This window comes from Spirosoma endophyticum (genome assembly GCF_900112365.1).
Taxonomy (GTDB): Bacteria; Bacteroidota; Bacteroidia; order Cytophagales; family Spirosomataceae; genus Spirosoma; species Spirosoma endophyticum.
Map to the genome: position 1 here is coordinate 1 of NZ_FOLQ01000053.1, position 11,004 is coordinate 11,004.

Annotated in this window: 16 protein-coding genes; 8 read left to right on the top strand and 8 right to left on the bottom strand. The window is 42.8% G+C overall.

All coding sequences use genetic code 11. From position 1 onward, the window contains the following. The 3 genes from BM202_RS35740 to BM202_RS35750 form a co-directional block, all read right to left on the bottom strand. On the bottom strand, positions 1 to 306 hold a 306-nt coding region (locus BM202_RS35740; RefSeq protein WP_093835255.1), incomplete at its 3' end, for a hypothetical protein. 65 nt (positions 307 to 371) lie between these two features. Beyond that, positions 372 to 659: a hypothetical protein gene (locus BM202_RS35745; RefSeq protein WP_093835279.1), complete on the bottom strand. Its 288-nt coding sequence runs from the start codon at positions 657 to 659 to the stop codon at positions 372 to 374. A gap of 32 nt (positions 660 to 691) precedes the next feature. Beyond that, complete coding sequence (locus BM202_RS35750) at positions 692 to 1,153, bottom strand: hypothetical protein (protein WP_177236823.1); 462 nt, start codon at positions 1,151 to 1,153, stop codon at positions 692 to 694. A gap of 35 nt (positions 1,154 to 1,188) precedes the next feature. Here BM202_RS35750 and BM202_RS35755 point away from each other — a divergent pair, with 35 nt between their 5' ends. Then, entirely contained in the window at positions 1,189 to 1,650 is a 462-nt protein-coding gene (locus BM202_RS35755) for a hypothetical protein (protein ID WP_143100886.1), read from the top strand. Between the two features lie 20 nt (positions 1,651 to 1,670). Here the strand turns inward: BM202_RS35755 and BM202_RS35760 are convergent, their stop codons facing one another. The 3 genes from BM202_RS35760 to BM202_RS35770 all read right to left on the bottom strand — a co-directional run bounded on the left by BM202_RS35760 (position 1,671) and on the right by BM202_RS35770 (position 3,292). Beyond that, on the bottom strand, positions 1,671 to 2,075 hold the full coding sequence (locus BM202_RS35760; protein ID WP_093835285.1) for a PIN domain-containing protein: 405 nt from the start codon (positions 2,073 to 2,075) through the stop codon (positions 1,671 to 1,673). Then, complete coding sequence (locus tag BM202_RS35765) at positions 2,065 to 2,289, bottom strand: hypothetical protein (protein ID WP_093835287.1); 225 nt, start codon at positions 2,287 to 2,289, stop codon at positions 2,065 to 2,067. Before BM202_RS35765 ends, BM202_RS35760 begins: the two co-directional genes overlap by 11 nt. Before the next feature lie 76 nt (positions 2,290 to 2,365). After that, positions 2,366 to 3,292 (bottom strand): replication initiation protein, encoded by a 927-nt coding sequence (locus BM202_RS35770; RefSeq protein WP_093835289.1) that lies wholly within the window; start codon positions 3,290 to 3,292, stop codon positions 2,366 to 2,368. Positions 3,293 to 4,092: 800 nt separating this feature from the next. On the opposite strand from BM202_RS35770, the gene BM202_RS35775 reads away from it, so the two are divergent. The 4 genes from BM202_RS35775 to BM202_RS35790 all read left to right on the top strand — a co-directional run bounded on the left by BM202_RS35775 (position 4,093) and on the right by BM202_RS35790 (position 6,961). Continuing rightward, complete coding sequence (locus tag BM202_RS35775) at positions 4,093 to 4,410, top strand: plasmid mobilization protein (protein WP_093835291.1); 318 nt, start codon at positions 4,093 to 4,095, stop codon at positions 4,408 to 4,410. Then, positions 4,407 to 6,068 (top strand): relaxase/mobilization nuclease domain-containing protein, encoded by a 1,662-nt coding sequence (locus tag BM202_RS35780; RefSeq protein ID WP_093835293.1) that lies wholly within the window; start codon positions 4,407 to 4,409, stop codon positions 6,066 to 6,068. The genes BM202_RS35775 and BM202_RS35780 overlap by 4 nt, the downstream gene beginning before the upstream one ends. Before the next feature lie 64 nt (positions 6,069 to 6,132). Then, positions 6,133 to 6,426, top strand: coding sequence for a hypothetical protein (locus tag BM202_RS35785; RefSeq protein WP_093835295.1), 294 nt, complete (start codon positions 6,133 to 6,135; stop codon positions 6,424 to 6,426). A 28-nt stretch (positions 6,427 to 6,454) separates the two neighbouring features. Then, a complete protein-coding gene (locus BM202_RS35790) occupies positions 6,455 to 6,961 on the top strand; it encodes a hypothetical protein (RefSeq protein WP_093835297.1) in 507 nt (168 codons plus the stop codon). A 295-nt stretch (positions 6,962 to 7,256) separates the two neighbouring features. On the opposite strand, the gene BM202_RS35795 is transcribed toward BM202_RS35790, so the two are convergent. Beyond that, positions 7,257 to 7,826 (bottom strand): hypothetical protein, encoded by a 570-nt coding sequence (locus tag BM202_RS35795; protein ID WP_093835299.1) that lies wholly within the window; start codon positions 7,824 to 7,826, stop codon positions 7,257 to 7,259. A gap of 96 nt (positions 7,827 to 7,922) precedes the next feature. On the opposite strand from BM202_RS35795, the gene BM202_RS35800 reads away from it, so the two are divergent. The 3 genes from BM202_RS35800 (at position 7,923) to BM202_RS35810 (ending at position 10,650) form a co-directional block, all read left to right on the top strand. Beyond that, positions 7,923 to 8,582 carry a peroxiredoxin family protein gene (locus tag BM202_RS35800; RefSeq protein ID WP_093835301.1) on the top strand — a complete coding sequence of 220 codons (660 nt, stop codon included), beginning with the start codon at positions 7,923 to 7,925 and terminating at the stop codon, positions 8,580 to 8,582. A 201-nt stretch (positions 8,583 to 8,783) separates the two neighbouring features. Next, positions 8,784 to 9,932 carry a TlpA family protein disulfide reductase gene (locus BM202_RS35805; RefSeq protein ID WP_093835303.1) on the top strand — a complete coding sequence of 383 codons (1,149 nt, stop codon included), beginning with the start codon at positions 8,784 to 8,786 and terminating at the stop codon, positions 9,930 to 9,932. A gap of 202 nt (positions 9,933 to 10,134) precedes the next feature. Next, positions 10,135 to 10,650 carry a hypothetical protein gene (locus BM202_RS35810; protein ID WP_093835305.1) on the top strand — a complete coding sequence of 172 codons (516 nt, stop codon included), beginning with the start codon at positions 10,135 to 10,137 and terminating at the stop codon, positions 10,648 to 10,650. A gap of 42 nt (positions 10,651 to 10,692) precedes the next feature. Here BM202_RS35810 and BM202_RS35815 read toward each other — a convergent pair. Next, positions 10,693 to 11,004, bottom strand: a 312-nt coding sequence (locus BM202_RS35815; protein WP_143100887.1) for an integrase core domain-containing protein, incomplete at its 5' end; no start/stop codon positions are given.

Here is an 11,004-nt window from a genome sequence, read left to right on the forward strand (position 1 = left end):
ATTCTTTAACCGTTCTTGTTTCAAAGCTGCTTCGGTATCAGCTAGTTTTTGTTTGAGCGCTTGGACTTCATCCGTGATGGGCTTTTTCATGACAAAACGGGGAAAGCGGGCGGGCTTAAACCACCACACAAGTTGGTAGCGTTGGTAGGTTCGATTCCATTGATTGAGTAAGGTACGAGAAATCCCAAGTTCGGTCAAGACCTGCTGTTCAGTGACCATCTGTAAGCGTAGGCGCTCAATGATTCGCCGTCGAAATACGGCGGTTTTGTACTTTTGCTGGCTTGGAGCCAATTTGTTCTCGGTCATAACTTTACACGGTTGGTGTCAAGCTATTTCAGAGGAATACAATTTGTTGTATAAGTGGCCTTATGTTAACCTAGAGCTAGTTTCTTAGTAACTGCCACAATCTTTTCAGCAACCGCTCTACAATGTTGGCTATCCCCATCTAGGCCCATTTTTTCTTGTTCAATTCGCAAAAGTGCGTCAGCAACTTCGTCAATCGCTGCTCCATTAATAGCCAAACTGTATAATTGGGGAGTATAGGATTGATACTCGTCTCTTGGCGCTATATTGTTTATTGCAATTGGGTCCCACTCCTCCCAAAGGAGAGTATCAATACTCTCGTAGATTTGATTTCGTAGTTCGCCAAGCCTTATCATGCCTCTATTTCGGTTGTATAATTTGCTTTATGTTAATCGAATACCCAATCTGGGTGCTCATGTCTTGGTAGCGATTTCACCTTTTTAGCTACTTCCGACCATTTTTTAGCGGTCCAAGTTGGAATCGTTGAATCATAATGGCCGCCCATTGCTACGAGTGTATGGAGAGCAGCTCCTACCAGATAGGTCGTTGGTGATCCCCAAGTTAAATAGAGCTGGCTGTTCTCATCATAAAATAATTCCAAACTGTCTAACTCATCTTCAGGGTTAGTCAATACATACACCGCAGCAAACGAGTCAGGCTCCTGCTGCTGACAAGCTACCCGTATGCCAGTTTGCTGATAAAGGCGAGCTAAGACATCTCCAATTGTAGGGGGCTCATCTGAGAAGGCTATTTCCTCAAAACATGGTGCCATTTCTGTTGTATAATCTCGATTATGATAAGCTACTATTGTAATTAAGTGTTGTATCAGCTTGATTTGCAGACTATACAATAATTGTACAAAGAATGTACAAGCCTAACAGTGCTATGAGCTACTTAACGTTGAAAGAAGCCTCCGAAGCTACAGGATTAAACGAAACGACTATACGTAGACTGTGCAAAAAATCTGAAAGTAAACCCTTCATCGAGATGAAAAAGGGCAAACAGGGCGCTATGTACACTATACAGGCTAATTACTTGTTTGATGTCTATCCACCTTCAAAACTTGTTAAGACTGATGACTATACAAGAGTATATAATGACAATACAAGTATAGATAAACCGCCTTTACAAGACTATACAGCCCTTTTGGAAGCTAAAGATGAGATTATCCAACTTCTAAAAAACGAAACGGCTTACTTACGGGCTGAGAATACAGGTTTACGAGAAGAAAACCGTGAGCTTAAGCTACTACCTTCTCCAACTTCTGTTTCAGATGCACCTCTATCTGAAACACCAATCGATCAACAGCCAGATAAGAAAAGCTTTTGGCAACGTCTATTTGGCTAAATGCAGTTTATGAGTTCTACCTATATTCCAGTCTTGACTAATCGCAAACCCAGTGCGGAAAGATGATCAAAGTCGTTATCTGCTGTGTGTAACTCTTGATCGAAATAGAGAGCTGTAGTAGCAATCCATAAGTCGTTTTTACCCATGTTCCGTGCTGATAAGCCAGGCGGAAGCGGTTGGAATTTTAGTTTTCCTTGGCTGTATGCATCAACTAGAGCATACGTATCTGTTAGCGCTGCCGTCACTTCCATGATGGGGCACTTTTTTAATAAATTCTCGACGAATGCAAGCTTCTGACTACCCCAATCGGCTTTTAGAGCGAATGCTTTGATTTCACCCACAACAGCCACTGGCAGGATAGCCCGAGCGGGTAATGTTCGCTTTTGACGCACATACTGAATAACTAGATTTGTATCAAATACCATTGTTCGCAGCTTCGCGTTCCTCACGCAAAATTTCGTCCATTCGTCGGTTTTCTTCCTCCGTAAAGCCTAGATCTGGTATTTCTAAAGGTTCTTTAGGGGCTACCTCATCTAAGAATCGTTCAACTCCCCAGCGTTTCACATCTTCAGGTCGATAACTGTTCCATTGACCTACCTTCATAGGTGGAATCTCTTCTAAACTTCTTTTTGTTTCCATATTACTATCCGATTCTTTTGGTTTGGAATCGACTCAGGCTCTCTGAGCTATTGTCTATCTTTAAACGATGTACAGTTCATTTCTCTTTTTTATTCGTTTCTAGGCCAAATACTTTAGCTGTATAGCTACCTAGATTCTTGACCTTGCCATCATTTGCTTTAGTTTGAATGTCATAAAGTTGACGATTAATTGTTTCGACTGTTTGCGTGGCCAACACTTGGTCAGCCTGATCAGGTCGTAGTCGAAATTGCTTAACCAACCGTTCATGCAGATTCGATAGTGGAGCTGGTTCGGTTTTAGCTTGGTAAAAGACCTCAAATTCGACTTCAACAACCGGCTTACGTCCTCGACCAGGGCGGTCCCCATAAATGGGTTTGAAATTGAATGTTAGATCCGTATGGCCGTTAATCTCTCTAGCAGCAACATCTATAACGTCGCGCTTGAACTGAGTCCATATTGGATATTTGTCTTTCCCGGTCTTAATATTGACAACACCTAGCATCTTTTTTAGATCCAGTAAATCTCTTCTAAAACTCTTGTCAGGCATGTTCTTGTACATGCATAATACCTCATAAATTCGCTTTGCATAAGCCGAATTAAGAGATATGGCAGCAGCTAGTTGAATCTTGGTGTACTTCTTATGTAAATCGACATAGTAAGGACGTACTTTCTGCGAAAGCTCTATTTCAATTATGCCGGTACCTTTCTTATACAAGGCAGAGGCAATAAATGATGCCTGTAATATATCCCCGTTTTCTAAGGTGGTGGTAAATACGCGGCCTATCAGTTTCTCAGTAGCTTGTTTATAAGCTTCTAACATCAACTCTTTAGAACCACACACTTTAGCCATTTCTTTGACTGATACTTGATACATTTTTGTAGGTGAGTCCTCAGCGCGGACACTAGCTACCACCATATACAGTATGTTCTTTTCTGCTTCAGTCATTTCATAACGTGCATTAGTCAGCACATTATCTTGCCATATCTCAACAGGTTGTCTCATATTTATTGATCTTCAGGCAAATATAAAAAATGTATTTTTAAAAGTTAGTACCTTTTTTTGTAAAATGTAAATACCGATCAAACCACATTTAATAAAGGCTGTTTCACCGATCAAACCACATTTAATAAAGGCTGTTTCACCGATCAAACCACATTTAATAAACGATTAAAGTACATTTTATTAAAAGTTATCCACAGGGTAATTGATTAGTAATTAGCGAGTTATTTGCTAAAAAATCGTCCTACAAGTGTTTAACAAGTGTATTTGAAAATACACAATCACTTGTTTGCTAAAAAAGTGGCTTGAAAAAGCGGTTTTTAGGGGTAAAAAAGGAAAGGTAAAAAAAACTGATTCCGAATAACTAATGAGCAGATCAAAAAACAACGGGGAAGAGGAAAAAGAACGCAAAAACTAAAAAACGCACTGGGCCGCGAAACTATAAATTTAGTTAACTGTTCCACGATTTGTATTATTCTAATAATTACTAACTAACCCTAGTTGACCCTTTAGTATAACAGGGAAAGATAGGGTGACTATTTTCCCCTGTTATACTTTGTTAAAGCCTACCCTGCTTAGCGGTCTCATAAACCCATCCGGCAACTTATCTACATGGTCTTGACATTCCAACTTTATCCGCTTATTTTTGTATTGTATCTGGCTAAGCAAGCCATGACATTGTACACACAAATTCCTCCTATCGTCGGTCTTTGCATTTCCAATGTCAACCGCCCGGCTTTACGCTACGCTACCGGGCTTGTCTTGGTCAGGGCATGCCCCGACACCCCCAACTACCCCACAACATGGAAACGAACCTGACTAAAACCCATCGGCTGGATCTGCGCGTTACGGAAGACGAACGCAAACAGATTGCACAAAAGGCAGAAGCCTGTGGGCTTAAGCTGTCGGAGTATCTCCGCCGATCGGCGCTTGGGCTGGGTCGTGAGTCGGCGTCTACGCCGGGTGCTGGTGGCCCTACCCTGCTGACTAAACCTGAACGCGCGCAGCTGGCCAGCCTGGCCAATAACCTGAACCAGTTAACCCGCTACGCGCACACTGGCCAGTTCGATGTATCGGGTATTCACGGCTTGATTAGCCAACTAAACCAGCTCTTAGCATGATCGCGAAGACCACCACCGGCACACGTTTTGACAGCGCCTTAGGCTATGGCGCTGCGGATCTAACGGTTCAGCAGCGGCAGCACAAACAGCCTAAAGTGACCCTGCTGGATAGCTATAATCTGATCAGTTACGATTGGCAGGGCATGGCCGCTGAAATGACTGCGGTGGCCCAGGGAAGCCGTTGTAAAACCCCCGTCTGGCATACCTCCTTGTCGGCTCAGCCCGGCGAGCAACTCAGTGCCGACCAATGGCGGGCGGCCGCCCGGCAGTACTGCACGGCGATGGGTGCCGATCCGAACCAGCATCAGGTGGCCATCTTTCAACACCATGATACGGCTCATGCTCACGTCCATATTTACATCAATCGGGTTCGACTCGATGACGGCCCGGCTTTAGATACGAGTCATAACTACGCGCGCAACGTCAAAATCACGCGTCAGATCGAGCAGGACTTAACCTTACTAGCCTTGCCTGAGCAACGGACGAGTCTACGGGATCACAGCGCACAGACCCAAGCGAACCGGGCCTCGATCGCTACGGTTTTAAGTCAAGTATTGGCCAATCAGAAACCCACCACCCTGGCCGAATTAACCGCCGATCTGAAGGAGCAGGGTATCACTACCCAACTGGCGACCAATAGTAAGGGGATTTATGGCATCAGCTTTCAGCAAGGGGACGCTCAGCCAGTGAAAGGATCAGCCGTGGGCTACAAATACCGGCAGCTGGCCAGTCAACTGGAGGCCAACCGAGCCGAGTACCAGGCCGAGATCAATCGGCTTAAACACGAACTGGAACAGAAACCGGCGGTGGTGGAGATCCGTAAGCCCAACGCGGGCCAACAAGCCGAAATTGATCGGCTGCGGCATGAGCGGGACGAGGCCTATGAAAAGCGGAATGCCATGCAGGAAGCTTTACTGAATCATCGGCCTAAAACCATCGTCCAGGAAGTGGAGGTGATTAAAGAAGTGGAAGTGATCAAAGAGGTCATTAAGCCTGATCCAGCCGATCAGGCTCAGATTGCCGAATGGAAACAGCGGGCCGTGGGCAATTATGCGGCCTTCGTGAAGCAGAAACAGCAGGCGGACAAAGTGCCGGGTCTAACCCAGTCGGTCGAGCAGCTCACTCAGCTCACTGAAGCCCTGGAGAAGGTGGCTCGTGAGCAACTGGAGCAGTTGAAGCAGGAGCAAGCCCTTTATCGTAGCCTGTCACAGACTCATCAGGCCCACATGGAGACGTATAATGATCTGGTTCGTCGGTTCAACGAGCAACGGGCGCGGCTGTTGGCTAAGGAGGCCGGTCAACAGCCCGTTAGCCCTGCCGTTAAGAATCCCGTTGCCCCGACTGGTGAGGTCATTCCTAGCGCTGGCCCGTCGGCATCGGTTGCTGGAGCCGAACCTGCGTACTACGCCAAGTTCCGAACCAAGATTAAGAACAGCTTACCGGCGCCGAGTCCGGTTGCACTGGCTCAGAAACTGCGTAACACATACCTGGCTAAGCCGCACCTGGGTATGGAATACAAAGATGGGGCGTTATATTTTGTGTCGGATAAGCACCGAGCCAGCGCCCAAGAGCTGGGCTTTAGTGCCACCCTAGGGTATGCGGAGAAAGATCTTAAGAAGCTGCCTTCTTTAGGGCACAATCAAGGGCTAAGTATGTAGGTATGGTAGCCAGGCCCTGCTATCTACTTTGTTGATTTTGTTTACTGTCTCCGTTTTCTGACTTATGAAGCGTAAATTCTCAGGCCCACGGGCTGATTACAGGTATAGCGTCGAGGGTAGCGTGATTGCCATTGTGGATTTAGACTTAGGCTCCAAAAGCGTGACCAACGATATGGACAACGTGCTTGACGATATCCGGGCAGAACTGGGTGATCTGGCTGGCTACGCGGTTATTTACCAAGATAGTATGGGCCGCTGGGATGGCGTACGTCTAGTGGGTCACTCGGTAGAGTTTTACAGCCTTAATGAGCCGGATCAGCAGCAAGCGGCCAGCCGTTTACTGCACTGGTTAGCATAAACATAGCTCTACCTGTTGATCAACTCTCATGAAACCTACTGTACTTCTCACCCTGTTGTTGATGACCCAACTGGCTTGTCAGAAAAGTGTCCCCCCTACGCCTTACGTGCCTACTTTCGCCGATATTGTTGGTGAATGGGCCATTCACCGCATTGTCTACAGCGGTTTCGAGGCTCCGCTTACTGCCCGTAACCGAACCGATAGTAGTGGCTCTCTGCTAGGGAGTGACACATACGTGTTTAATCAGGATAGTAGCTATGGGGAGCAGTTTATGGGAAAAGACTTCTATTCAGTTGATAGCTCTACCCTGAACGAAGGAACCGAAACGGGCCGATGGCAAGTAATCGCCAATGAATCAGTGCTAAAGTTAAACCGGGCTACGCTTCCCCACTCATTTATCCAAGAACCTTACTCAGCTACGCTGACTCAAGCGAATGAGTTTAGAACGGTTTATACCTATCGCTATTTGTTACCTGGTTCATCAGCTACCGCTCATCGCTATACACAGGAAATCTACTACCGGAAAAAGCGCTAGCTGATTGATATCGCGACTTCTCGGAAAATTGTGTTTTTTGGGGATGTGTTGTATAAGGTACGTTATGTTAAGGGAATATTCTAAGATCAACCCCTCTAGATAAGCCCCGAAAGCAGATGGAATTGTACGTTGGAAAGGAAAGAGGAATAGCCAATATTATGTTAATAGAATATCCGGAGATTGGCTCTGTCAATTACGAGGAAAATACCCCGTAAAACGGCTTGTAGGTTACCCTGACGCTTGAGCATGCGACAGAATTTCTGTTTATATTTTATCCACCGATGGACCTGTGAGCTCATCTCCCTTGTGGAACGGCCACGATAATGACTTCTTTATCGGTTGTTTGATCCAGCGGTCCGGACAAGCCTTTTAAAGGGATTAATATCCCTTCACCCACCGTACGCTGGTAGAACTGCTTAGTAAACTGTTGAAGCTTGGAGTCAAAAACAGTTCCGGGCTGTACACGCGTATCGGTAAACCGAAAGTAATAGTCATTTAAAACACTCCCAATAACCGTCTTTGTAAAGGTTGGTACCTCACCGGTTGGGTTGTGGTAATACGAATACGTAAGGGTATATTGATCATTGCCTTTCTCCGTAATGACAAGAGCAAAGTTATCAATATCCAATTTGCTTTTTATGGGAAACCCCGCCTTATTGGCTATGTGTAAAGTATCCCCGGCGACAATGTAAGTGGTTACTAAGTAACGTCCCGCAGGGCCAGCTGTCGTCGTTTGAGAGGATTGGATAGGTACTGGTTGTTTTACGATAGGTTGAATAGGTAGTGTTGGGGCTAAAGGTGAATTAGTCCCTGGCCGACAGTTGAGGAGACTAACCAGGAGTAAAACGAGCAGTAATGGTTTCATAAGACGAAAAGTTTACATGGTTGAGAATCAAACGTTATTCAGGCTTAAATTTAGAGTCTTAACTAACATAATGCCACTTATACAACAGCTTTTGTCATGGTAAAAAGAGGATTGTACTACCTAAGCATATACATCTGGTTGCCTTACAACTTGCATGCTCAAAATAATACATTGAAACAGTGTTTAATAGACCACGCAAAAGCTATTCAAGCAGTTGCTACTACCAAATCGACTACTCAAGGCGCATTTATTCAACCACTAGACGCTACTTATCAAAAGTATCAACAAATTCATTACGATTGGGAAGAATGCGTAAAGGGTCATCAGATGCCCCTCTCTACCTTTAAAACGCTCGATGGTGAATCCTACGACTCATCCACATTGGCAGGTAAGGTCTTAGTGCTCAATTTTTGGTTCATGAGCTGCGCCCCATGCGTGGCTGAAATGCCCGCGCTAAATAAACTAGTTGAAGAATACAAAGGCAAAGGCGTACTTTTTCTCGGTTTTTCCTCTGATAAAGCCGAACAGCTAAAACCCACATTCTTTCAACAGCACCCCTTTAATTTCAAAATCATTGCTGATGCAAGAGATATTGGTAAATCATTTTACTTCTTTGGTAATCCAACAACTTATATAATAGATCAGCAAGGTATTATTCGTAATGCTTGGGTTGGGGATGCTGGACTCGACAAACTAGGCCCATACACTAGAGCAAAAAAGGCAATTGATAATTTACTAACAACTTCACATAAATAAATTAAAAATTGTAATTTATATAGAAGTGGTTTGATATTTTTTATTCTTATAGAAGTTTATTCACATAACATAAGTCTAGTTATACAACAGAGTTAAGAATAATACATTTTTTGGCTTAACGAGTAAATTGTATTATTCTGATTATTATTGACTAAGGATAAAGGTAGTTCTCGGTAATTTCCATCATATATAGCTGCATTTATGAAACTTATACTTACAATTCTGCTCCTGTCAACTAGTCCTTTTTTATTGGCACAATCAAACCTTAAAGGTGGTTTTATTAAAAATTTTACCTTTAACGGTACAATTGATGTTTACAAAGGACATGTTAAACTAATCCCTTATAGTTTTTCAGCGGAGAAAGAGGATTCTATTAAAGTAGTCAGCTATCAAAGCAATATAGTAAAAGGTCAATTTAAAATTCAGGGGTTTATTCCTTACCCCTATAGTTTCGCTTTGGAGTACTTTGATAATAATATGCTTAAATATAAATCAGAGTTTTTTATAGTTGAACTGGGAGACCAGAATGGCACTTTCACTATAGGTCGCAGTATACCTTCTATCAATAATAAAGTAATGGGAGAATATTACAAAAGTGAATCCTTCAAAAAATATAGTCGTTTAAAAAGGGATTATCACTGGCTTTCAACCTATTCCGACAGTTTATTTAAGGCTTATAAAAGAGTGCTACCAAACGACGCAAAAGAGGAATTAAAGGCAATACGTGCAAACTATAAAGAGCGTAACCATAGATTGCTGATTGACTTATGTTTAGAGCTACCAAATTCTTACATCTCCCTCTGGAAGTTGTTTGATGAATTTAGACAAAACGGCTTTAAAGATGATTATGATGCTACATTTTTTGAACTCTCCACTCATATAAAGCAAAGTAAATTTGGTGGCATTGTAAAGAGTATGATTGATAAGAGTAATACAATCGGTCAAGGAAAAAAAATGCCTAGTTATACCTATAAAAATGTGAAATTTTCCACAATCGATTCGCTAAAATTGGACCATAAATATACGTTAATTCAGTTCTGGAATACGTCTTGCGGAACTTGTATCGCGAGTATCCCAAAAATGCAAGAATTATACAATAAACATTCAGATAAAGGATTTAATATTGTGAGTATTTGTTATGATGAGAAAGATAGAATGACTGTCTTAAATCGCATCCTAAGCAGGTATCAACCGAGTTGGAATGAGTATTTTGATGAAAACGGGGTAAACTCAAAATCATTAGGTATTACTTATCCCCGGTACATTATACTGGACAACTCAGGGGTTATTATAGATAATCGTTCAAGTATAGAAACCGCGAAAAAGTTATTAGAAACGAAAGTAGAATAACCATCTGCCTGATAACTACGATTTAAATTGACAAATATTTTTTCACTATACTAAGCCTATAATACTTACAATAATACAATTCATTCGTTAAGCCAAAAAATGTATTATTCTTAACTCTGTTGTATAACTAACTTTATGTAAAGGGATTATTCTATGTGGATTGCTACCCCACTTTTAATCTATGTATTAGAAATAGACTATAATGGGAAAGAAAGCGTCTAAAATTTACCATTTGATTATCGTCCAGACTTTGCTTTGCTGCTGGATAAATTTACCGCTATCAGCACAGTCTCCCCTTCTCCAGCAACTTAGCTTTAAAGACCCAATACTTGAGAAAAATTTGCGCTACTTCGTTTATCAGACGAAGGCTAAGATTACTAACGTATTAATGGAGAAACGAGACAGCGCTTATCTGTATCAACTTTCTAGCCCATCCAGTTTTAATCAAGTTGAGCAATACTCTACAGCCATATGGGGGCAATGGCACAATCAAATTGTTATCATTACTGGGGGGGCCGAGCTTAAGGAAGTTTGTCTTGTCACTAATTTAAATCCCTTTTCGCATTTGCTCACTTACCTACATTCTGAATTAAGCCCCACTAAACAGTCTTTACCCTCAAGCAGATTAACATTCACTTTCAAGGTAAAGGATGGCCAAGAGGAGTGGTTTAAAGATAATGATGGCTACGATTCCAGAGATTTCCCTCATCCCAAATAATTTGTATTACCCTGGTTTTACTTGACAGATTTTAGTCTCATTTTAAGCTTCAATCTTCGTTGCCTTGGGTTGTACTTTTTCCGGCTGGGAGCGCTTTCGTACGCGCCACTTTTTTGTTAACTCGCCCTGCATCTGATGGGCTTGTTGTGGGGTGTAGTAGTTGCAACTACGATGCGGTCGTAACCGATTGTAATTCTCAATGGCTCGCCCGACAGCTTCTTTAGCGGCTTCGTAATTGACAAAGCTCCGATTCAATAGCATCTCCTCTTTGATCGTTCGATTCACTCGCTCAGCTAATGCATTCTCATAGGGGTCACCCTGCTCAGTCATGCTAATGGCAATCTTGGCTTTGCG